The sequence below is a fragment of the Streptomyces marispadix genome, from assembly GCF_022524345.1.
Taxonomy (GTDB): domain Bacteria; phylum Actinomycetota; class Actinomycetes; order Streptomycetales; family Streptomycetaceae; genus Streptomyces; species Streptomyces marispadix.
The window spans coordinates 5,100,401-5,122,330 of sequence record NZ_JAKWJU010000002.1 but is presented as its reverse complement, the minus strand read 5'-3'; the positions used below and the strand labels follow the sequence as shown (position 1 = coordinate 5,122,330).

The following is a 21,930-nucleotide window of genomic DNA, read 5'->3' as shown; positions in this document are numbered from 1 at the left end:
TCGATCAGTTCTCGCGCTTCTCCTTGATCTTGGCGGCCTTGCCGCGGAGCTCACGCAGGTAGTACAGCTTGGCGCGGCGGACGTCACCGCGGGTGACGACCTCGATCTTCTCCACGATCGGGGTGTGCACCGGGAAGGTGCGCTCGACGCCGACGCCGAAGCTGACCTTGCGGACGGTGAAGGTCTCCCGCACGCCGCCGCCCTGGCGGCGGATGACGACGCCCTTGAACTGCTGGACACGCGAGCGGTTGCCCTCGATGACGCGTACGTGGACGTTGACCGTGTCACCGGGGCGGAAGGCCGGCACGTTGTCGCGCAGCGAAGCCGCATCGAGGTTTTCGAGAAGCTGAGACATGACCGTCTGCTTTCCTCGCCGATGCCACAGGTCATCAGCGGAATGTGATCGTGATGCTGACTGGAGGGCTCCGGCCCGTGCGGGCGTCGGTCCCCCTGTGGCAGGGTCGCGCGCCGGTACGGAGCAGCCGCCTATTCTTCCACGTGCTGCCCGGTCGGCCAAAATCGGCCGTCGGTTCCCTCGCTCCAGCCCAGGCGCTCCAGCTCGGCGCGGTCGTGCGCGTCGAGTGCGGCAGGGTCGATGCGGGCGATGAGATCGGGCCGGTTCGCGGCCGTACGGGCCAGGGCCTGGTCCCTTCGCCAGCGTGCGATACGGCCGTGATGGCCGGAGAGCAGTACGTCGGGGATGCCTCGGTCACGCCACTGCGGCGGCTTCGTGTAGACGGGGCCTTCGAGCAGTCCTGCCATGGGACCGCCCGCGAAGGAGTCGTCGCGGTGGGACTCGGCGTTGCCGAGGACGCCGGGCAGCAGCCGTGCGACGGCCTCCACCATGACCAGTACGGGTGCTTCGCCGCCGGCCAGCACGTAGTCGCCGATGGAGACCTCGTGGACCGTCAGGCGTTCCGCGTACTCGTCCACGACGCGACGGTCGATGCCCTCGTAGCGGGCGGGGGTGAAGACCAGCCAGGGTGCGCGGGAGAGTTCGACGGCCAGCTCCTGGTCGAAGGGCCTGCCGCTGGGGGTGGGCACGACCAGCGCGGGCGGGGGCGTGGCCGTGCCGATGATCTCGTCCAGGGCCTCGCCCCACGGCTCGGGCTTCATGACCATGCCGGGGCCGCCGCCGTAGGGGGTGTCGTCGACGGTGTGGTGCCGGTCGTGCGTCCATGCGCGCAGGTCGTGCACGCGCACGTCGAGGAGGCCGCGGGCGCGGGCCTTGCCGACGAGGGAGACGTTCAGCGGCTCCAGATACTCGGGGAAGATGGTGACGACGTCGATCCTCACCGGGGGCCGTCCCCGGTGTCGCGTTCCGGGGCGGAAGAGCCCGTCGAGGCGCCGGACTCCGGGCCCTCTGCCGGGTCGTTCGCGGACGCGCCGGTGCCGGTACGTTCGGTTCCGGCCTCGTCCAGCAGCCCCGGTGGCGGGTCCACGACGATCCGCTGCGCCGCCAGGTCGACCTCGGGGACGATCTCGGTGACGAAGGGGATCAGCACCTCGCCGCCGTCCTCCCTCTTCACGACGAGGAGGTCCTGCCCTGGCGGGTGCGCGACCTCCTCGATACGGCCCACGTCCGTCCCGTCACGGGTGACGACGTCGAGGTCGACGAGCTGGTGGTCGTAGAACTCGTCCGGGTCCTCGGGCTGTTCATCCGGGTCGATCTCGGCGATGAGCAGGGTGTTGCGGAGGGCTTCGGCGGCGTCACGGTCGCGGACCCCCTCGAAGCGCAGCAGCAGCCGGCCGCTGTGCACCCGGCCGCGCTCGATGATCAGCGGCCTGGGCCGCGGAGGGTCGGTGGCGAGCACCGCGCCCGGGGCGAGCCTCGACTCCGGCTCGTCCGTACGCACTTCGACGGTGACCTCGCCCTTGATGCCGTGGGCGCGGCCGATGCGCGCGACGACTAGCTGCACTGTGCCTCTCCGTGCTTTCCGTGCTCTGGATGCCCTGCTGCCTACGGCGGAGTCCCACTGCCTGCGGCTCCTGCCGTTCCCGGGGTGCCGCGGGCGCACCCCCGCATGCGAACGCGGGCCGGGGACGGCCAGTGGCCGTCCCCGGCCCGTGCCGGTGCTGTCTTGTGCGGCTGCTCAGCGGACCTGGTCCACGTCGACCAGGTCGACGCGGACGCCCCGCCCGCCGAGGGCGCTCACGACCGTACGCAGAGCGCGCGCGGTGCGACCGCTGCGGCCGATCACCTTTCCGAGATCGTCGGGGTGGACCCGGACCTCCAGAACGCGCCCGCGGCGCAGGGTGCGCGATTCGACCCGCACCTCGTCCGGGTTGTCGACGATGCCCTTGACCAAGTGCTCGAGGGCCTCCTCGAGCATGATCAGGACCCGGTCGACTCGTCGGTGGACTCGGCCTTCTTGTCGGCCTCGTCCGCCTTCTTGTCCGCCTTCTTAGCCTTCTGGGTGATCGCCTCACCCTTCGGCTCGTCCGCCGACTCCTTGGCCGCGGCCTCGAAGAGGGCACGCTTGTCGGCCTTCGGCTCGGCGACCTTCATCGGCTCGGGGGCCGGCAGACCCTTGAACTTCTGCCAGTCTCCGGTGACTTTGAGGATGGCCGCGACGGGCTCGGTCGGCTGCGCACCGACACCCAGCCAGTACTGGACGCGCTCCGAGTCGACCTCGATGCGCGAAGGGTTCTGCACCGGGTGGTAGAGACCGATCTCCTCGATGGCACGGCCGTCACGGCGCGTACGGGAGTCGGCGACGATGATGCGGTAGTGCGGCGAGCGGATCTTGCCCAGTCGCTTCAGCTTGATCTTGACTGCCACTGCTGTGGTGTCTCCTGGTCTTGACGTGGGTGGACACAACGGGTGACCACGTGGGGTTGCGGTACCCGGAGGTCCGATGGACGCGTCAGCCGAAGGAGAGAGGGGTCCTGTGCGACTGTCGAGTACAGCGCACCATGATGCCACAAGTGACCCGCCCGGCCGAACCCGGTTCGGCCCGATACCGCGGGGGCATCGGGCCGTAGCAGACGGGCGGAAGGGGCCCGCCCGGAGCGACGTAGGGGCGGCGGCGCAAACGATCACCGCTCCCGGCCGACGTACGAGGGACCGCGCGCCGGGGACGTCTCAACTCCCCGGCGCCGCCCTGTACTTCACATCGTCACGCGGAGGAGCAGCCGCGCCCGGCCCGGTGTCAGCCGACGCCGGCGACCGCCTCCACCCGCTCCTCGGAGCCGGAGCCCGCACCGGCACGCCCCACCGCGGTGTCCGCGGTGTCGGGGATGCGGAACGGCTTGCGGCACGCTCCGCACACGATCGGGGCCTGCGCCAGCACCGAGGGCACCACGCGCACGTTCCGCCCGCAGTCGCACACGGCCTTCACGCGCACGCCGCCGCCGCTCGAACCGTGACGGGCCGCGGGGCCGCGGAAGCTGCCCGCGCCGTCCGTCTCCGTCGCGGCGCTGTATGCCTTCAGCGCACGCTGAAGGCGCTCGATCGTGGGCCGGTAGATGCGTCTGGTCTCCGCGGACGGATTGACGAGTGAGAAACCACTGCTGGCGTGCGGCTCTTCGGGATGCACAAGCCCCAACTCCTCGGCCACGGCGAGGAATCTGCGGTTGTGATAGCGGCCTGCGCGGGAGGTGTCTCTGATTCCGCGTGCCGCCGCGATTCCGTGCACGGCCTCGTGCAGCAGCCTTTCGAAGGAGAGTCCGCCGCCGCATGCGGACGAGGACTCCCCGATAAGCGATTCGGGCGCGGCCAAGTCCGGCAGCTCCGGGTGGTGACTTTGAATGTCCGCCCATGCTGCTGCCAACTCGGCGGCGAGGACTGGTGGTGTCGTGCTCACGTCGTGCTCAACGAGTCGGACCGCCTCAGTGTTCCGATTCCGGGACAACTTGAATATTTTGCACGTACCGGTCAGTTGCGATGGTGCCGCACCAGCGGGGCGAGCGGACAGGAGCATGGATGACTCCGCCCGACACGGCCATCCCGGACGTACCTCCGGGATAGGAGGCCCGTCGGGAGCGATCGGTACACCTCGGTGACCATACCGACATTCTCCGGAGTCGTGTGCACCGGGGTACCGCCTGCGACCAGGGAGAGAGCAGGATCACGTGCTCTTCCCGTTGGCAATATCCAGGATTCTGGATATTATCCGGCGCATGATCGGCGGCGACGGGGCGCGCTTCCTCACCCGTAACGGAATGGCAGCACGTCAACTGGCCGCGCTGCTGCTGAATCACGAGGCCGGGCACACGCCTTCCACGACTGCGCGACTTCGCCGCCGAGTTGAAGGTGGGGAACGGCACCGTGCAGGCGGCGCTTCAGCTCCTGGAGGAGGAGGGCGCCGTCGAGACCAAGGCCCGAGGCCATCTCGGCACGTTCCTCGTGCGCTCGGAGCGGGCCATACTGTGGCGGCTCGCCGGGCTGGGCACGCTGCTCGCCGCGATGCCCCTGCCGTACTCGCACCGCTACGAGGGCCTGGCCACGGGGCTGCGTGCGGCGTTCGAGCAGGCCGGGGCGCCGTTCGCCATCACCTTCATGAGGGGCGCGTCCACGCGTCTCGGTGCGCTGCTGGACGGCAAGGCCGACCTCGTCGTGCTCTCGCGCTTCGCCGCGGACCGGATCGCGGAGGAGCATCCCGTGGAGCTGGTGGCCGACTTGGGGCCCGGTACGTACGTCGGCTCGCACGGGCTGCTGCTGCGACGCGGCACCCCGCTGCGAACCGAGGGGCTGCGCGTCGCAGTGGACTCCTCCTCGGAGGATCTGCGGATGCTGGCGGCACGGGCGTTCGCGGGCCGGGAGGACGTGGAGTGGGTCGAGGCGTCGTACATGCAGCTTCGCGGTCTCTTCGCGCAGGGACGCGTCGACGCCACGGTGTGGAACCTCGACGAGGTGCGCGACCATCTCGGCCCCGACGTCGAAGTCCTGCCGCTGGACGAGGAGATCGCCCGTGAGCTGGCCTCACGCAACTCCAGCGCGGCGCTGATCGGGCGGTCCGGTGAGACGCCCGCGCTCGACGCCGTACGGGCGTCGCTGGACTTCTCCGTGGTGACCGAGGTGCAGGGAGAGGTACTGCGGGGCGAACGGGTGCCGCTGTACTGACCGCCCGGGCTTCGCGCCCCGCGGTCCTTTCCTTCCCGGCTCCCCCGGGTCCCGGCTTCCTCAACTCCCAGTACTCCGCGGCCATTTGGCATTTCCTCCGCTGCCTCCGCGCCTGTTTCCATGCGGGCGCCGAAAAAAGGAGCCGCAGCAGGGCTCCCCAGAAAGCAGAATCCTGATTACTGTCGTGGCCGGTGTCAGTGCCGTGGAAGGACGCTCCATGCAGGAGAAACAGGGCGGGAATCCGTACGGGATTCCGGACGGGACGCTGGAGGAACAACTCGCCCTGCGCATCGGGCTGTTCCGCGAGACCGGTCAAGTACGCGCGGAAATCGTGGAGTTCGTCGAGCGGGAGCTGAAAGGACTGGCCCGAGCGGGACTGCCCGTCTCGGAGGAGACCGCCGGAATGCTCACCAGCCATCTGATGACGGCCCTGAACCGGCTGCTCGACGGCGAACCCGTCGACGACCCGGCCGCGGGCGAGCACATGGCGGCCGAACTGGCGGACCGGCCGGGGGCCCTGCGGCTGGCGCGGCAGATCGCCGCACGCGCGCAGCGGACGCTCGGCGCCCCGCCGCTCCCCGGCTCAGAGATCCACTACCTGGCGATGCATCTGGCCGTACTCCAGCAGCGGCCGGGGGCAGGCGAACGAGCGGGCGTGCCCGAGGGCGCGTCCGTACGGCAGAACGGAGAGCAGCCGTGACGAGGATCCTCACCGGAGGCATCGGCAAGGCCCAAGTCGCCGAGGAGCTGGGCGGGTTGGGCATCGACGGCCTGGAGGTCGCCGTGTCCTCGGACATGGAGGCGGCGATGAGGCTGCGCGCCGGGCAGGCCGACTACTACCTCGGTACGTGCCACACCGGTGCCGGGGCGTCCCTCGGGGTGCTCCTCGGCGTGCTCGGCAGCGGCGTGTGCCACACCTTCGGGCGGAGCGTGCCCAGCGAGGCGGAGGTCACCGAACTGCTGGAGAGCGGCAGGAAGGTCTTCGGCTTCGGCGTCGACCAGATCACGGACACCACACCCGTCATCGCGCGTGCAATCGCCGCGCACACCCGCTGAACCGCCGGTCCGCCGGACGAGGAGAGGGAGAATCCCGTGAGCGATCTTCTGGCAGGCGCGGGCAGCGCCGGCGGACACAGCCTGGACTTCTCGGGCGCCCAGCAGACGACCGTGATCCTGCTGTGTGCGCTGACCGCGCTCATATCCCATCTGGCGCTGGCGGTGTTCAACGACGGCGTACGGCCGTTCATGCTCGACTTCATCCAGGGCCGCAGTACGCGCAGTGCGACGACGGCGGTCTCCTTCGGCCTCTCCGCGGGGTTCATCTTCGGGCTGGGGGCGCCGATGGCGCTGTCGACCGGGGTGCTCAACCCCTGGCTGCTGTTCCTGCCCACCGATGTGCTGGGGCTGCTCTCGCCGAAGCGGTGGCTCGCCCCGCTGCTGGGCGGCGCCTGGGGTGCCGTGGTCGTCTTCGGGCTGGGCGGTGCGAACAAGGTCGCGCACGATCTGCCCGTCGACTTCCTCACGGCCATGCAGCAGATGTCGACGCCGATCCTCTTCCTGTTCACGCTCTTCCCGGTGCTCGCGATCAGCAGGCAGTTCGGCAGGCTGCGCGGCGGCATCGCGGGTGTGGTCGAACTGGCCCTGGTCGTCCTCACGATGAAGCTGTGGCCCGACGTGTTCGCCGGTGCGCCGGCGATGGCGGTGGGCGTCGTCATGCTCATCGGCTTCGCCACGGCAAAGGACGTACGGCAGCGGCGCGCGGAGCGGGCGGAGGCGGCCGAACGCGAGCAGGAGGAGAAGGCGCAGCAGGAGGCCGACGAGGCGCGGGCCGAGGCCGGAGCGGTCGCGGGAGTGGGCGCGGGTGCGGGTGCGGGCGGGGCAGACGCGAAGACCGCAGCCGCAGCCGCAGACGCAGACGCGAAGGCGACCGCGACCCCAGCCACCGCCACAGCCAAGGCCGGTACGGCCGCCTCCGCGGCGCCGGACTCCCGTACGGTCTCCGAGGCCGAACTGGAGGACCCGATGCGCTCGTTGTTCAGCGCGAGCGCGACCCGGCTGCGCCGCCATCTGCCGCTGTTCATGCTGCTGGGCGCGGGCGTGTGCCTGCTGGCGCAGATGCATGTCTTCGGCGGCGGCGAGGCCACCAGCTTCCTCATAGCCAAGGGCGACCACGCCGGGGCAGCGCAGGTCGACTTCTACCGCGTGTTCGGCTTCATACCCCTGATCGCCACCACCGCGCTCGCCTCCGGCGCGTATGCGATAGCGGGCTTCACCTTCGTCTACCCCATCGGCTATCTGCTGCCGAACCCCTGGCTGGCCGTGCTCGCCGGTGCGGCCGTCTTCGCCGTCGAGGTGCTGGCGCTCTCCTGGATCGGCAGGATGCTGGGGCGGCTTCCGTCGGTACGGGACTCCTCCGAGCATCTGCGCAGCGCGATCAGCGAAAGCCTGTGGCTGGCCATCCTGTTCGGGTCGCTGCTGGCAGCGAACACCATGGGCGGCGGGCTGGGCATCCTCATCGTCGGCGGTCTCTATCTGCTCAACGAGGCGACGGGCCGGGTCGTGGTGCGTATGGCCGCCGCACCCGCCGCGGTGCTGGTGGGCGGAGTGCTGCTCAACCTCCTTTACTGGCTTGACCTGTTCACCCCGGTCAAGAGCTGACCCCCTCCCCCAGGTGGACAGGCACGGCAGGGAAGGGGCACCGGGCATGTACGAGCAGCGGCCCCCGCAGCGGTCCGAGCGTCTGCTGCGTACCGTCGCGGGGCCGCTCGCAACGGCCCGGGTACGCGGTCCCGTGCTGCCGCACGAGCATCTGGCGCTGGACCTGTCGCACGGCGGGGACGCCGAAGCGGTGCTCGACGGCCGCCACATGGCGCCGGTGGGGGCCGAACTGGGAGCGCTGCGCGAGGAGTTCGGCCTTTCACTGGTCGTGGAGCTGACGTGCCGGGGCATGGGCAGGGATGTTCGCGCCCTGGCGCGGCTGTCGCGGGAGTCGGGGGTCGCGGTGGTGGCGGGCACGGGCTGGTACTACGAGCGGTTCCACCCGGAGGAGGCGGCGACGGCGGACGCGGGTGAACTCGCCGAGCTGCTGATCCACGAGATCGAGGACGGGATCGGCCCCGAGTCCGGGGCCGGCGGCGGAACTTCGGCCCGTGACCACAGCCGGGACGCCGGACGGGACCTCGGCCTCGGCTCCGACTCCGGCTCCGGCTCCGGCTCCGGCGGTACTCCCGTACGCCCCGGGGTGATCGGTGAGGCCGGAAGCCACGGCGACGTACCGAGCGCGCAGGAGGTCCGTACCCTCACGGCCGCCGCGCTCGCCGCGCGGGCGACGGGCCTGTCGGTGGCCACACACGCCCAGTTGGGCCGGGGCGGGCTCGCCCAGATCGAGGTGCTGACCGGTGCCGGGCTGGCGCCGCACCGTGTCTGCGTCGGGCACCAGGATCTGCTCGACGACCCCGGCGTGCACCGCGAACTGGCCGCGGCGGGCGCGTACATCGCGTTCGACACCGTCGGCAAGGAGAACTACCGCAGCGACGGCTCACGGCTGAGGCTGCTGCTCGCGCTGCTGGAGGCGGGCCACGCCGAGCGTGCGCTGCTCAGTTGCGACATCTCGCGCCACGGCTACCTCAGAAGCGAGGGCGGCAGAGGCTACGGCCATCTGTTCCGCTCGTTCCTTCCGCGGCTGCGGGCGGCGGGCGCCGACGACGATCTGATCGACCTGCTGACGCGGCGCAATCCGCTGCGCTTTCTGACGGGCGACGACGGCGACATCGAAGGCAAAGGCGACGTCGAAGGCGACGGCGACGGCGACCGGCTTGCCCACGGCCGGGCCCATGACGACGCCCGGGGCCGGGCCCACGGCGAGAAGCAGTGCGAGGAGGAAGGAGGAGCCGTGAGATGAGCGCGCCACGACTGCCGCGGACGTACCCGCTGCCCACCGTGGGTCTGGAGGAGGCCGTGCAGACGCAGTTCCGGCTGCTGGAGTGCACCGCGCGGCACTTCGAGGGCACACAGCTCCTCGAAGCGGACGCCGGTGTCGTGCCCGGCCTGGGCAGACCCCGTACGACGGCCCGTGTGGAGGCGGTGCTGGCGGACTTCTTCGGCGCGGACGACGCCGCGCTGGTGCAGGGCGCGGGCACCGGCGCGATCCGCAGCGCGCTCGCCGCGGTGCTGCGTCACGGGGAGCCGCTGCTCATCCACAGCGCTCCGGTCTACCGCACCACGGCGGTGACCCTGCGCGGTCTGGGCGTACGCACCCACCAGGTGGACTTCGGCGACCGCGCGGCCCTCGAACAAGCCCTGGCGAGCGGGGAGTTCCGCTTCGCGTACGTACAGCACTCACGGCAGCGGCTCGGCGACTCCCACGACCCGGGGGAAGTGGTGGCGATGTGCCGTGCTGCGAGTGTGCGCACCGTCGTGGACGACAACTACGCCGTCTTCAGGGTGCCCACGAGCGGCGCCGGGATGGGCGCGGACGCCTCGTGCTTCTCGCTGTTCAAGCTGCACGGACCGGAGGGCGTGGGCGCCGTCGTGGGTTCCGGAGCGCTGGTGGGGCGCGTACGCGAGGACAACTACTCGGGCGGCGGCCAGGTTCAGGGCGGTCAGGCGCTGGAGGCGCTGCGTGCGCTCACACACGTACCGGTGATGTGGTCCGTGCAGTCGCGCACGGGCGAGGAGGTCGCGGCGCGGCTGGAGGCGGGCGAGGTGCCAGGCGTGGCGGAGGTCCGGCTGGCGAACGTGCAGGACCGCTGTGTGGTGGTGCGGCTGGACAGGCCGCTGGCGCGTGGGCTGCCGGAGCTGGCGGCGCGCTACGGGGCGGCGCCTTACCCGGTGGGCGCCTGCTCCCGCTACGAGATCGCCCCGCTGTTCTACCGGATGTCCTCCTCCGCCCTGGACGACGAACCGGGGCTCGCCGACTGGACGGTGCGGATCAATCCGATGCGTGCGGGCGCCGGCCTCGTGGTGGACATCCTGCGGCGCGCCCTGGAGGACCTGTATGCGGCGCACGGACCGGGAGCGTCCTGAGAGCGCCGCCCCTTAGGCCACCAGGCGCATCCCGCCCCTCCAGCCACCGTCCCGCCCCCGGAGGACCGACCTTGTTCCTCGACACCGTCCTCGCCCGCAACCCCGGACTCGCGGACACGGCCGCCGCGTTGCACCGGGACGGCGCGATACCGCCGGACACCTACGTCGTCGACCGGGACGCCGTGGAGGCCAACGCCGCACTGCTCGCAGAACGGGCCCGCCGGCACGGCCTGACGCTGTGGTTCGTCGTCAAACAGCTCGGCCGCAACCCCGAGTTGATCGCCGCCGCGGCCCGTCATCTGCCCGCCTCCGCCGCGATCGACGCCCCCGAGGCGCGCGCGCTGCACGCCGCCGGTGCACGCACCGGCAACATCGGCCACCTCGTGCAGATCCCTCGGCGGGCGCTCCCGGAGATGCTGGCCTGGCGCCCCGAAGCGGTCACCGTCTTCGACGCGGCCAACGCCCGTGCCGTCTCCGACGAGGCACTACGGCAGGGCTTCGTGCAGGACGTACTGCTGCGCTTGGCGGGCGGGGCCCGCGCGGTCTTCCCCGGCCAGGAGGGCGGTGTGCCGCCCGGCGGCGTCGACGGCTTCGCGGCCGAGGCCGAGGAGATGCCGGGTGTACGCATCGCGGGCGTGACGGGGTTCCCGTGCCTGGTGTGCGACCCCGCTACGGGACTGCGGCCCACGGAGACCTTCACGAGGCTGCGCGAGGCCCGCGCACGGCTGGAGAGCCGTGGCCACAGCGACCTCAAACTCAGTGCGCCGGGCGCCACTTCGGCCGCCGCGCTGCCGCTGCTCGCCGGACTCGGCGCCACCCACGGCGAGCCCGGGCACGCTCTCACCGGCACCACGCCGCTGCACGCGGCCGACCCCGAGCAGCCGGAACGCCCCGGCTACGTCTATGTCACCGAGGTCGCCCACACCCTCGCCGACGGCCGCCCGGCGCTCCTCGGAGGCGGCTTCTATCCCCGTGCGCACATCAAGGAGGCACTGCTGCACCGCACGGGTCTGCGGCTGCCCGTGCAGGGCATGCCCGCGGAGAACATCGACTACTACCGGCTGCTGGACGCCCCCTCGCCCGGTGCGCCGCCGGTACGAGTCGGCGACACGGCGCTGCTCGCCTTCCGCACGCAGATGTTCGTCACCCGCAGCAGCGTCGCCGTGGTCTCCGGGCTGGCCTCCGGCACCCCGAAACTGACCGGCCTGTACGACCCGCTGGGCCGGGCCCTGTGAGCGCCGGCGTGTCCGGCGCGGGCCGGGGGCTGCCGTCGCCGCCGCCCGCCGGCAGGACGGTGATCGTCGTACTCGACGGGCTGGGCATCGGCGCCATGCCCGACGCGGGCGCCCTGCGTCCCGGCGACCGCGACGCACACACCCTCCGGCATCTCCTCGACCGCTGCCGGGCCGTGAACGGCGGTCATCTGCGGCTTCCCGCCCTCGGCCGCCTCGGACTCGGCGTGCTGTGCCCGCACCCCGCGCTCGCGCCCGCGACGACGCTGCCGGTCGCCCTCGCCCGTGCCGCGCTCGGCTACGACGGCGCCGACACCTGGGCGGGCCACCAGACCATGATGGGCGCCGACTTCACCGGGATCGGCCTCGCCCGTCTCTCGCAGCACACCGCGCATGTGGTACGTGCGCTGAAGGACGCGGGCCATGAGGCCCGACCCCTGGACGGCGGCCCGGTGTTGCTCGTCGACGGCCACGTGCTCGTGCACGACAACCTGGAGGCCGACCCCGGCGTCAACTGGAACGTCTCCGCATGCCTGGACGACCGGCCCTTCGAAGCGATCCTCTCCATAGCCCGCACAGTCCGCGCCGTCGCACCCGTCGCCCGGGTCATCGCGGTCGGCGGTCAAGCCGACGGCCCGCTGCGCTCCTTCGTGCGGCACGGCGACGGCGGCACCGCCGGCCTCGATACCCCGGCCTCCGGCTTCTACCGCAACGGCGGCCTCCGCGTTCAGCACCTGGGCGCGCCGCTGGACCACGCACGGCAGTTGCCGGAGCTGGCGGCACGCGCGGGCACCGCGGTCACCCTGGTCGGCAAGGCGGCGGACATCCTCGCGTGCCCGAGTGCGGTGCGCCGCCCGGCAGTTCGTACGGACGAGGTGATGGCGCACACCCTGGACGCGGTGCGGGACGCCGTACGGGCACGACCCTGGCCCGTAGGGGACGGAGGGAGCGGAGACGCCGGAGACACCGGAGACACCGGAGACGCCGAGGACAGGGCCGTCGCCCCGGCTCTCGTGGTCGCCAACGTCCAGGAGACCGATCTGGCCGGGCATCAGCAGGACCCGCTGCGTTTCGGCGAGGTGCTTCAGCAGGCCGACGCCGGACTGGCCCTGCTGATCGAGGAGTTGGACCGGCCCGGCGACCGGCTGGTCGTCACCGCGGACCACGGCAACGACCCGCTGATCGGGCACGCGTTCCACACCCGCGAGTACGTGCCGGTGCTGATGCTCGTCCGCCGCGCCGGGACGCAGAACGCCGCGTCCGGGGCGCTGCTGCTCCCGGACGCGGCGTCCCTCGCCGACGTGGGTGCCACGGCGGCACGCTTCCTCGGCATCGGCTCACCCCGGAGCGACGGGGAGGACACCGGCCAGGGCCCGCGCGGCACGGCCGCGGGCTCTCCGCTCCCCGTCTGACCCGGGCGGCGCGGGACCGGCGTCCCGGCCGAAGCCTCAAGTCCCGTACGGCTCAGCCGAAGACGCCGTCCCGCTGGTCGGGCACGACGCTGCCGTCGTAGCGCCGCACCGCCGTCAGCGCGCCGTTCTCCTCGATGTACGCGGACGTCGCGCACGGGTAGGGCTCCGGCTTCTGCGGCAGCGGCTCGATGAACATCGGGTTCACCAGCCAGCGGCCGTCCTCGTCGTCGTAGGCGCGGCACATCACCTCGTCCTTGTTGCGGTTGAGCACGAGGTGCCCGCCCGTCGCGTCGCGTACGAAGGTGACGTCGGTGTCGGCGTCGCCCGCGCCGAAGGCGATGCGGTGCGCGCGGTCCTGCTGCTTCCAGGCGGCCGCGCCCTTGATCCCGTAGATGTCCTGATTGATCCAGCAGCGTTTGCCGTCGATGTAGGGGATGGTCTCGCCCTCGGATGCGGGCTCTCCCCCGCATCCCTCGTTGCGGGTGGTGATGCGGCCGTCGCGCAGGACGCTGCGGATGGCGATGGTGTGCTCGGCGTCGATGCCGACGCCCTTCGCCCACACCTCGGCCGCGTACTCGACTCCCGCCGAGACGATGTAGACGTCGAATCCGGCCTTCTTCAGGGTGCCGATGAGGTCCTTCTGCTGCGGGTAGTAGCGCACGTACGCCGGGACGGTGTGGGTGCCGACCTCCATCTCGCTGCCGACGCGGGCGGCCAGGCTCTTCTTGCGTCCGGCCTCGGTGTACGCGGCGACCTGGGCCGGGGTGTGACCGGCGAAGAGCTGCGCCACCCAGGCGTATTCGGGCACCGTGCGGCGGTGGTTCCACTCGCCGCCGAAGGCCGGGTGGCCGTCCATCGTCTGCGCCTCGGTGCGGATCTGGAAGATCTCGTCGGTGCAGTCGGTGTCGGTGGAGGTGGGCAGCGGACGGCCCACGGGCACGGACTCGCCGCACGCCTTCGTCAGCGCACGGTCCGCGGCGGGCGTGAGCCACTTGCTGGTGTCGCGCCAGCTACGGGGCTGGAGGATCTTGTCGTGCTTCAGGGCCCAGGCGAGGGTCACGTCGGTGGTGTCGTTCTTGGTGACGGTGTTGTCCCAGTCGAACGCGGCCACCGGACGGGACTCGCCGTCACCTGCGGCGTGGTGACCGCAGAGCCCGCGCTCGTCGATCATCCGCTGCAACGCGGCCCGGTTGTGGCCGTACCACTTGAGCTTCTTCGAAAGCCGCGGGCAGTCGGCACGTCCGGACGCGGGCGCGGCGGCTCCGGTGCCGGCGGTGCCGTTGCCGGTGCTCCCCGCTGCCGCCGCGGCGGGCACGGGGACCGAGGCCACGAGAGCGACCGCCGCGAGGCTCACCGCGGCCAGAACGGATCGGTTACGCATAAGGCTCTCCGGTGTACGAAGGGGGGCGGAATGCCGTCGGGGCCGTGTCCGAATGACACCGCCCCAGTGGCATGTACCGTACATCTTTCACCTGGCGGGGCATCAGACACTCGCCAATCACCGGTGATATTCCGGGCCTTGACCTGCGCATGGGCGTGCCTTGAACCGGCCTGGGGCTGGACTTCGGCCCGGACCATGGGGCTCCCGCGCCGGGCAGCGAGCCGGGCGCGGGAACGGTCAGTCGTCATCGGGTCGGTCAGTCGTCAGCGGATAGCAGGCGGCCGTCATCGGTCAGCGGTCAGCCGTCGACCGTCAGAACGTCAGTCGTCAGCAGACGGCCCGGTGGCCGGTGTCAGCGGTCGGCGCCCATTCCCACACCCGGTTCGGGCCGCCCCTGCCGCGACCCGGGACGGGTCTCGCGCCTCGAACCGTTGCCACGGGCCTGCTCACGAAGCTGCACGGCGGCACGCGCCTCGGGCCACTCCTCGGCGGTGATGGCGAACCGCTCGTGGTCGCGCCAGGCGTCGTTGAGGAAGAGCATCCTCGGGGAGAACCCCTCGTGCCGGAAACCGAGGCGCCGCGCCATGGCGGTGGAGCGGTCGTTCTCCGGCTGGACGTTGATCTCCAGACGGTGCAGTCCCAGCCCCTGCGGGGCGCTCTCGAAGCACCGGTCGACGATCAGCCGCATGCCCTCGGTCATGCGGCCGGTGCCCGCGTACGGCACGTAACTGTCGTAGCCGAGCGCGCCGTTGCAGAAGCGGGCACGGACGATGTTCGCGACGTTGACGCGTCCCACGAGCCCGTCGTCCTCGGCGTCGAAGATCATGAAGCTGCGCAGCGCGGGGCCCTGACGCCGCAGCAGATCGGGAAGGCCGTCCGGCTCGACGGGGTTCCAGGGGCTGAGATGGTCGGCGGAGCGGAGCACCGCCTCTCGGTAGGCGGTCTCGTCGCCGGGCTGCGGGGGCCGGATGTATACGCGCATGAACGACATCATCCGCCCCCGCGCCCGATGCTTCACTTCGGGGGGAGCATGTCCTTGAACTCCTGAGGAAGTTCGAACTCCTCAGGGCCCTGTCCCGCGCCCGAACCGCCGAAGGCGCTGCCCGCGCCCGCCGCCTTGCGCTGGGCGGCGGCCTGCTCCTCCTGCTTGCGCTTCATCGGGTTGCCCGACTGGCGCTTGCCCTTGGCCTTCTTCTGCTGCTTCGGCTTCTTCTTGCCTCCGCCGCCCATGCCGGGCATCCCCGGCATCCCCGGCATGCCGCCGCCCTGGGCCATGCGCGACATCATCTTGCGCGCCTCGAAGAACCGCTCGACGAGGTTCTTCACCGCGCTCACCTCGACGCCGGAACCCCGTGCGATACGGGCGCGGCGTGAACCGTTGATCATGGTGGGCTCGGCGCGCTCGGCAGGCGTCATCGACTTGATGATCGCGGCCGTGCGGTCGACCTCGCGCTCGTCGAGGTCGTTGATCTGCTCCTTCATCTGGCCCATGCCGGGCATCATCCCGAGCAGCTTGGACAGGGAGCCCATCTTGCGGACCTGCTCCATCTGCGCCAGGAAGTCGTCGAGCGTGAACTCCTTCGGCCCCTTCTGCAGCTTCGCGGCCATCTTCTCGGCCTCTTGCTGGCTGAAGGTCTGCTCGGCCTTCTCGATGAGCGTCAGTACGTCGCCCATGCCGAGGATGCGGGACGCCATGCGGTCCGGGTGGAACGCGTCGAAGTCGTCCAGCTTCTCGCCGTTGGAGGCGAACATGATCTGCTTGCCCGTGACCTGGGCGACGGAGAGGGCCGCACCGCCGCGAGCGTCGCCGTCGAGCTTGGAGAGGACCACGCCGTCGAAGCCGACGCCGTCGCGGAACGCCTCGGCCGTGGTGACCGCGTCCTGGCCGATCATCGCGTCGACGACGAAGAGGATCTCGTCGGGGCTGACCGCGTCGCGGATGTCGGCGGCCTGCCGCATCAGCTCCTCGTCGATGCCGAGGCGGCCCGCGGTGTCGACGATCACCACGTCGTGCTGCTTCTCCCGGGCGTGGACCACCGAGTCCTCGGCGACCTTCACCGGGTCGCCCACGCCGTTGCCCGGCTCGGGGGCGAAGACGGCGACACCGGCGCGCTCGGCGACCACCGAGAGCTGGTTGACGGCATTGGGACGCTGGAGGTCGCAGGCGACGAGCAGCGGCGTGTGGCCCTGTTGCTGAAGCCAGCGCCCGAGCTTGCCCGCCAGGGTCGTCTTACCCGAACCCTGGAGACCCGCGAGCATGATGACCGTCGGAGGGTTCTTCGCGTAGCGCAGCCGGCGGGTCTCGCCGCCGAGGATGCCGATCAGCTCCTCGTTGACGATCTTGATGACCTGCTGTGCGGGATTCAGCGCCTGGGAGACCTCGCTCCCGACGGCACGCTCCTTGACCTGCTTGATGAAGGCACGCACCACGGGAAGGGCGACGTCCGCCTCCAGCAGGGCGATACGGATCTCGCGCGCCGTGGCGTCGATGTCCGCCTCGGACAAGCGGCCCTTGCCCCGGAGGTTCTTGAAGGTCGCTGCGAGGCGATCGGAGAGAGTGTCGAACACGGCGTTCGCGGATCCTTCGCGTCTGGGTACTGGGTCAGGTCGGCAGTCGGCCTCCAAGGGTATCCGTCCACGCGGAGTGCGGTCAGGTCCGGGCGCCGACGGGCTTCAGGCGCGAGGGCGGGGCCCACGCACACGCCGGGCACGGATCTCCGCGAGGTGCCGCGCGCCGAGCGGCGGTCTGCTGGGTGAGCGGTGCTCTGTGGCGTGAGCGGTGGTTGGCCGAGTGAGCGGTGCTCCGTGGCGTGAGCGATGTCCCGCTGGGTGAGCGGTGGTTGAGCGAGTGAGCGGTGCCTCCCCGGGAGAGCACTGCTCCGCTCGGAGAGCAGCGGTCTGCGGGGGTGCGCGGTGCGACAGAAGAGAGCGGCGCTTCGACGCGAGAGCAGTGCTCACCGCATCGTTGGGTGTACAGGGTTCTGTCGGTGCGCTGTGCGGCTACGTGCCGAGGTGCGCCTGCGTACCGGGGCCGCGTGCGTACCGGGGCCGCGCGCGTACCGGGGCCGGGTGCGTACCGGGGCCGCGTTGCTACGTCTCCTCCTCCGGAGCCGCGCCCAGCTCCGCTTCGAGTTCGCGTGCGAGCCCGGCCGCCTCGGTGGAGGGCAGCGGGGCACCGTCGGCCCCCGTGAGATAGAAGGCGTCGACGGCGTTGGCGCCGAGCGTGCTGACGTGTGCACTGCGTACCAGCACACCGGCGCCCTCCAGCGCCCGCCCGATGCGGTACAGCAGACCGGGGGCGTCCTGGGCCCGTACCTCCAGCACCGTCGCGGACTGCGAACCGCCCCTCGCCACCGTGACGCGCGGCGGCGGTGCCTGACGCCCGGTCCGGCGCCGCCTCGGCCCGCGGTAGGCGGCCTCGCGCTCGGCGAGACGGGCGGCGATGTCCAGTGAGCCGTCCAGCGCCCGCGCGAGGTCCGCGCGGAGCCGTGGCGCGGCAGGCAGCGAGCCGTACTCGGCGGCCACCCGCCACGAGAGCAGCAGTACGGAAGCGTCCGCTGCTGGGGCCTCGGAGGCGCCGGGTGCATCGGAGGCGCCGGGCGCACCGGTGTCTCCGTCGCCGACGTGCGCGGCGGGCGCTCCCTCCGTCGCACCCTCCGTCACGCCCTCCGCCACCTCGGCCGGGAGCCGCATCAGGCGCAGGTCCGCCGCCCGTACGGTCATCCGGTGCAGCGCGAGCACGCCCGCGACCGCCGGGAGCACGCCCATCGCATACGGTCCGCTGCCGCCGGGGGCGCCGGGCTGACCGGGCCCGCCGCCCGCCGCCAGGTGTCCGGGCACGGTCAACTCCCGGGCGCCTGCGGGGTCTTCGGGGTGCCCGGACGCGGGACGTGCCGGGACGGCGACCAGCAGCTCGGCACCGACCGGGGCGACGGACGGCTCCACGTCACCCTGGTGTCCGCCGCCGTGGCGTCCGCCGCCGCCGCGCGGATCGCCGTGGCGACCGCCGCCGTGCTCGCCCTCCGCGTGCTCCCCCGCCGCACTCGACGTGCCCGGCGTGCTGAGCGCGAGCGCCGGCCCCCCAGCGCACGCCATGCCTCGACCGCGAGGCGTTCGGCCTCCGCCGACGGCACGAACGGTTCCGTGTGCTCCTCCACCGCCTCCCCCGCGAGCACCCCGCCGACCCGCTTGACCAGGTCCGCCACGAGCGTGCCCCGCCACGCCGACCACGCGGCTGGCCCGGTGGCGAGCGCGTCGGCCTCCGTCAGCGCGTGCAGCAGCTCCAGCGTTCCCACGCCGCGCACCACGTCCGCCACCGAACGGATCGTCGCCGGGTCGTCCAGGTCGCGCCGCGTCGCCGTCTCCACCAGCAGCAGGTGATGCCGTACGAGCGTGGCGAGCACGTCCGCGTCCGCGGCGTCGAAGCCCATGCGCCGGGCCATGTCGTAGGCGATCGTCTCGCCCACCACGGAGTGGTCGCCGGGCCAGCCCTTGCCGATGTCGTGCAGCAGCGCGGCCACCAGCAGCAGGTCGGGCCGCTGCACCCGGCGGGTCAGCGCCGAGGCACGTACGGCCGTCTCCACGAGGTGGCGGTCGACGGTGAAGCGGTGCACGGGATTGCGCTGCGGGCGGCAGCGCACCCGCTCCCAGTCGGGCAGCAGCCGGCCGATCAGGCCCTCGGCGTCCAGCGCCTCCCACACCGGCACCGTCGCCTCACCCGCGCCGAGCAGCGTGACGAACTCCTCGCGGGCCTCCGCGGGCCATGGCACGGGCAGTTCGGCCGCGGCCGTGAGCCTGCGTACCGCGGGCAGCGCGAGCGGCAGTTGGGCCTGTGCGGCTGCCGCCGCCGCACGCAGCGGCAGTACGGGATCGCGTTCGGGGCGGGCGGTGCGCGCCAGGGCGGCCTCGCCCTCGTGCTCGACGACGCCCTCGGCGAGCGGCGTGCGTTCACCGTCCACCGCCTGGTTCGCCGCCGTGAGCCGGGTGCGCCGGGCGCCCGAAGCGCCGCCGCCCAGCAGCCCCCGCAGGCGTGAAGTGCGCCCCCCGCGCGCCTTCAGCACCCGGCCCACCTCGCGCCAGGTCACGTCGGCGGCGTAGGCGATGGTCCGCGCCGACTCGTACACATGCCGCAGCAGTGCGTCCGCGTCGGCGAGGCCGGCGGCCGCCGCGATCTGGTCCTGGTCCTGGAGAGCGAGCCGGTCGGTGGCACGGCCCGTCGACAGATGCAGTACGTCGCGCACGTCCAGCAGCGACTCCCGCGCCCGCGCCAGCCCGTCGCGCGGCGCGTCCGCAAGCCATGACGCGGCGACCGCGCGCAGGGCCGTGGCGTCCCGCAGCCCTCCGCGTGCCTCCTTCAGATCGGGCTCCAGCAGGAAGCGCAACTCGCCGTGCGTGCGCGCCCGTTCCTCCGCCAGTTCCCTCAGCTCGGGCAGCCGCCTGGGGGCCTCCGCCCGCCACTGCGCGAGCAGCCCGGTGCGCAGCCCGTCGGTGAGCGTCTCGTCGCCCGCGATGTGCCGGGCGTCGAGAAGACCGAGCTGGACCTTTAGATCCTCCTTGGCGGTGGCACGTGCCTCCGCCGCCGTACGCACGGAGTGGTCCAGCGCGATCCCCAGGTCCCAGACGGGATACCAGACCCGGTCGGCGATGCGGGAGATCCCGCCGGTGCCTGCCTTGCCGTCGTGGAGCAGCAGCAGATCCAGGTCGCTGCGCGGCGAGAGTTCGCCCCGCCCGTAGCCGCCGACGGCGACGAGGGCGACGCCCGGTCCGGCGTCCCCCAGCAGACCGGCCAGCCACCGGTCGGTCAGCCGCGCCAGTTCGGCACGGCGGGGAGCACCCGCCGCTGTGCCGTCGTCGCCGCGGAGGAGACGCAGCCGGGCCGCGGCGTAGCCGCCCCCACCGTCCGGATCGCCGCCGATCGCATCGGCGGCGCCGGCCGCATCGTCCGGACCGGCGCCGCCGGCCGCGTCGGCCTCGTCGTCGCCGCCGTCCGGGTCGATGCCGTCCGTCGTGTCCTGGAGCCCCGTGTGCCCGCTCATGTCCGCCGACCCCTAGAGGGCGTCCGGCCCGCGCTCGCCGGTACGGACGCGGACGGCGGTCTCCACCGGCACCGTCCATGCCTTGCCGTCGCCGATCTTGCCCGTGCGGGCGGCCTTCACCACGACCTCCAGCAACTCCTCGGCGTCCTCGTCCTCGGCCAGCACCTCGATACGGACCTTCGGCACGAGGTCGACGGTGTACTCGGCGCCCCGGTAGACCTCCGTGTGCCCGCGCTGGCGCCCGTAGCCGCTGGACTCGGTGACCGTCAGGCCCTGCACGCCGAAGGCACGCAGCGCCTCCTTCACGTCCTCGAGCTGGTGCGGCTTGATGACCGCGGTGATGAGCTTCATGCGTCAACCTTCTTCTCGGTCAGGGGGCCGGACTTCGCCGCGTCGTCACGTACGGACGAGGAGGCGGCGGACGACGAGTCTGCCTGGGAGGCGGCGCCCCGGCCGCTGCCCGTTCCCGTGCCCGAGGCGAGCGCGCCCACGCCCGCACCCGAGTGGGAGCCGCCGACGGCGCTGAAGTCGTAGGCGGTCTCCGCGTGGTAGGCACGGTCGAGACCGCTCGTCTCCTCGTCCTCGCTCGCACGCATCCCGACAGTGACGTGGATCAGCTTGGCGATGATCCAGGAGACCGCGAACGAATAGCCCATCACGGAGAACGCTCCGGTGGCCTGCTTGCCGAACTGCGCCAGTCCGGCGTCGCCGTCGACGGCGAGGAACCCGACCATCAGCGTCCCGATGACACCGCCCACGAGGTGCACTCCCACCACGTCGAGCGAGTCGTCGAAGCCCAGCTTGAACTTGAGGCTCACTGCCCACGAGCAGACCAGCCCGGCCACCAGGCCGATGGCCAGCGCCCCCATCGCGTTGACGTTCGCCCCGGACGGCGTGATCGCGACGAGCCCCGCCACGGCGCCGGAGGCGGCACCGAGCGTGGTGAACGCGCCGTGCCGGATCCGCTCGTAGACGAGCCAGCCCAGTACGGCGGCTCCGGTGGCGAGCTGGGTGTTCATGGCCATGAGGGCCGAGGTGCCGTCCGCGGCGAGCGCCGAGCCCGCGTTGAAGCCGAACCATCCGAACCACAGCAGGGCCGCGCCGAGCACCACCAGCGGCAGGCTGTGCGGACGCATCGGGTCCTTCTTGAAGCCGATGCGCTTGCCGACGACCAGTACGGCCGCGAGCGCCCCGATGCCCGCGTTGATGTGTACGGCGGTGCCTCCCGCGAAGTCGATGACGCCGAGGTCGAAGAGCCATCCGCCCTCAGCCCACACCCAGTGCGCGACGGGGAAGTAGACGAGCGTCGCCCACAGCGCGATGAACACCGTCCACGCGCCGAACTTCACACGGTCGGCGAGCGCCCCGCTCATCAGCGCGGGCGTGAGGATCGCGAACATCATCTGGAAGAGCGCGAAGGCCAGGACCGGGATGCCGCCCTTCTCGGTCAGCGATCCGTCGGTGATGCCCTTGAACCCGGCGAAGTCGAGGTTGCCGATGAAGCCGCCGGTGTCGGGCCCGAAGGCCAGGGAGTAGCCGTAGAGCACCCACAGGACGCTCAGTACGCCCAGTGAGATGAAGGACATCATCAGCATGTTGAGCGCGCTCTTGACGCGGACCATGCCGCCGTAGAAGAAGGCGAGGCCAGGCGTCATCAGCATGACCAGGAACGCACTGATCAGTACGAATGCGGTATCGGCGCCGTTCAATGGACGTCTCCTCCAAGTACCGGCCCGCGTGGAACGGACGGGGATGCGGGACGGGCGGGCCGACCGGAATG

Annotated in this window: 18 protein-coding genes and 3 pseudogenes; 8 read left to right on the top strand and 13 right to left on the bottom strand. The window is 71.9% G+C overall.

What is annotated here, in order from left to right:
- Window positions 1-4: 4 nt before the first annotated feature.
- From rplS to MMA15_RS21465, 6 genes are all read right to left on the bottom strand, one after another.
- On the bottom strand, window positions 5-355 hold the full coding sequence (rplS, locus tag MMA15_RS21490) for a 50S ribosomal protein L19 (RefSeq protein ID WP_055486343.1): 351 nt from the start codon (window positions 353-355) through the stop codon (window positions 5-7).
- A gap of 131 nt (window positions 356-486) precedes the next feature.
- A complete protein-coding gene (trmD, locus tag MMA15_RS21485; protein WP_241061752.1) occupies window positions 487-1,296 on the bottom strand; it encodes a tRNA (guanosine(37)-N1)-methyltransferase TrmD in 810 nt (269 codons plus the stop codon).
- On the bottom strand, window positions 1,293-1,919 hold the full coding sequence (gene rimM, locus MMA15_RS21480; RefSeq protein WP_241061751.1) for a ribosome maturation factor RimM: 627 nt from the start codon (window positions 1,917-1,919) through the stop codon (window positions 1,293-1,295). The genes trmD and rimM overlap by 4 nt, the downstream gene beginning before the upstream one ends.
- 174 nt (window positions 1,920-2,093) lie before the next feature.
- Window positions 2,094-2,333, bottom strand: a complete 240-nt coding sequence (locus tag MMA15_RS21475; RefSeq protein ID WP_241061750.1) for an RNA-binding protein — start codon at window positions 2,331-2,333, stop codon at window positions 2,094-2,096.
- A gap of 2 nt (window positions 2,334-2,335) precedes the next feature.
- Window positions 2,336-2,782: a 30S ribosomal protein S16 gene (rpsP, locus tag MMA15_RS21470; RefSeq protein WP_241061749.1), complete on the bottom strand. Its 447-nt coding sequence runs from the start codon at window positions 2,780-2,782 to the stop codon at window positions 2,336-2,338.
- A gap of 370 nt (window positions 2,783-3,152) precedes the next feature.
- Window positions 3,153-3,854 (bottom strand): hypothetical protein, encoded by a 702-nt coding sequence (locus MMA15_RS21465; protein WP_241061748.1) that lies wholly within the window; start codon window positions 3,852-3,854, stop codon window positions 3,153-3,155.
- Window positions 3,855-4,122: 268 nt separating this feature from the next.
- Between MMA15_RS21465 and yhfZ the strand changes: the two are divergent.
- The 8 genes and pseudogenes from yhfZ (at window position 4,123) to MMA15_RS21425 (ending at window position 12,734) form a co-directional block, all read left to right on the top strand.
- Window positions 4,123-5,065 (top strand): annotated as a pseudogene (gene yhfZ / locus MMA15_RS21460) (GntR family transcriptional regulator YhfZ).
- 265 nt (window positions 5,066-5,330) lie between these two features.
- Window positions 5,331-5,765 carry a PRD domain-containing protein gene (locus MMA15_RS21455; RefSeq protein ID WP_241063344.1) on the top strand — a complete coding sequence of 145 codons (435 nt, stop codon included), beginning with the start codon at window positions 5,331-5,333 and terminating at the stop codon, window positions 5,763-5,765.
- Complete coding sequence (locus MMA15_RS21450; protein WP_241061747.1) at window positions 5,762-6,121, top strand: DUF2620 domain-containing protein; 360 nt, start codon at window positions 5,762-5,764, stop codon at window positions 6,119-6,121. Before MMA15_RS21455 ends, MMA15_RS21450 begins: the two co-directional genes overlap by 4 nt.
- A gap of 36 nt (window positions 6,122-6,157) precedes the next feature.
- Entirely contained in the window at window positions 6,158-7,723 is a 1,566-nt protein-coding gene (locus MMA15_RS21445) for a YhfT family protein (RefSeq protein WP_241061746.1), read from the top strand.
- A gap of 46 nt (window positions 7,724-7,769) precedes the next feature.
- Complete coding sequence (locus MMA15_RS21440; protein ID WP_241061745.1) at window positions 7,770-8,966, top strand: phosphotriesterase family protein; 1,197 nt, start codon at window positions 7,770-7,772, stop codon at window positions 8,964-8,966.
- Entirely contained in the window at window positions 8,963-10,090 is a 1,128-nt protein-coding gene (locus MMA15_RS21435) for an aminotransferase class V-fold PLP-dependent enzyme (protein ID WP_241061744.1), read from the top strand. The genes MMA15_RS21440 and MMA15_RS21435 overlap by 4 nt, the downstream gene beginning before the upstream one ends.
- 71 nt (window positions 10,091-10,161) lie before the next feature.
- A complete protein-coding gene (locus MMA15_RS21430; protein ID WP_241061743.1) occupies window positions 10,162-11,325 on the top strand; it encodes an alanine racemase in 1,164 nt (387 codons plus the stop codon).
- Entirely contained in the window at window positions 11,322-12,734 is a 1,413-nt protein-coding gene (locus tag MMA15_RS21425) for a phosphopentomutase (protein WP_308290574.1), read from the top strand. Before MMA15_RS21430 ends, MMA15_RS21425 begins: the two co-directional genes overlap by 4 nt.
- A gap of 52 nt (window positions 12,735-12,786) precedes the next feature.
- On the opposite strand, the gene MMA15_RS21420 is transcribed toward MMA15_RS21425, so the two are convergent.
- The 7 genes and pseudogenes from MMA15_RS21420 to MMA15_RS21390 form a co-directional block, all read right to left on the bottom strand.
- The gene (locus MMA15_RS21420; protein WP_241061742.1) at window positions 12,787-14,115 is read right to left on the bottom strand and encodes an HAD family hydrolase; all 1,329 of its coding nucleotides are present in this window, start codon (window positions 14,113-14,115) and stop codon (window positions 12,787-12,789) included.
- 475 nt (window positions 14,116-14,590) lie between these two features.
- Window positions 14,591-15,109: pseudogene (locus MMA15_RS21415) on the bottom strand (GNAT family N-acetyltransferase); the annotation flags it as partial.
- Window positions 15,110-15,129: 20 nt separating this feature from the next.
- Window positions 15,130-16,683 (bottom strand): signal recognition particle protein, encoded by a 1,554-nt coding sequence (gene ffh, locus MMA15_RS21410; RefSeq protein ID WP_241061741.1) that lies wholly within the window; start codon window positions 16,681-16,683, stop codon window positions 15,130-15,132.
- 522 nt (window positions 16,684-17,205) lie between these two features.
- Window positions 17,206-17,892: pseudogene (locus MMA15_RS21405) on the bottom strand ([protein-PII] uridylyltransferase); the annotation flags it as partial.
- A gap of 65 nt (window positions 17,893-17,957) precedes the next feature.
- Window positions 17,958-20,150: a [protein-PII] uridylyltransferase gene (locus MMA15_RS21400; RefSeq protein WP_241061740.1), complete on the bottom strand. Its 2,193-nt coding sequence runs from the start codon at window positions 20,148-20,150 to the stop codon at window positions 17,958-17,960.
- Between the two features lie 12 nt (window positions 20,151-20,162).
- Complete coding sequence (locus MMA15_RS21395) at window positions 20,163-20,501, bottom strand: P-II family nitrogen regulator (RefSeq protein WP_241061739.1); 339 nt, start codon at window positions 20,499-20,501, stop codon at window positions 20,163-20,165.
- A complete protein-coding gene (locus MMA15_RS21390; protein WP_241061738.1) occupies window positions 20,498-21,859 on the bottom strand; it encodes an ammonium transporter in 1,362 nt (453 codons plus the stop codon). Before MMA15_RS21390 ends, MMA15_RS21395 begins: the two co-directional genes overlap by 4 nt.
- Window positions 21,860-21,930: the final 71 nt, after the last annotated feature.

Coding starts and splice junctions, on each gene's coding strand:
- MMA15_RS21440 (WP_241061745.1), top strand. CDS start 7,770: ATGTACGAGCAGCGGCCCCCGCAGCGGTCCGAGCGTCTGCTGCGTACC.
- MMA15_RS21475 (WP_241061750.1), bottom strand. CDS start 2,333: ATGCTCGAGGAGGCCCTCGAGCACTTGGTCAAGGGCATCGTCGACAAC.
- rplS (WP_055486343.1), bottom strand. CDS start 355: ATGTCTCAGCTTCTCGAAAACCTCGATGCGGCTTCGCTGCGCGACAAC.
- MMA15_RS21435 (WP_241061744.1), top strand. CDS start 8,963: ATGAGCGCGCCACGACTGCCGCGGACGTACCCGCTGCCCACCGTGGGT.
- MMA15_RS21420 (WP_241061742.1), bottom strand. CDS start 14,115: ATGCGTAACCGATCCGTTCTGGCCGCGGTGAGCCTCGCGGCGGTCGCT.
- MMA15_RS21395 (WP_241061739.1), bottom strand. CDS start 20,501: ATGAAGCTCATCACCGCGGTCATCAAGCCGCACCAGCTCGAGGACGTG.
- MMA15_RS21400 (WP_241061740.1), bottom strand. CDS start 20,150: ATGAGCGGGCACACGGGGCTCCAGGACACGACGGACGGCATCGACCCG.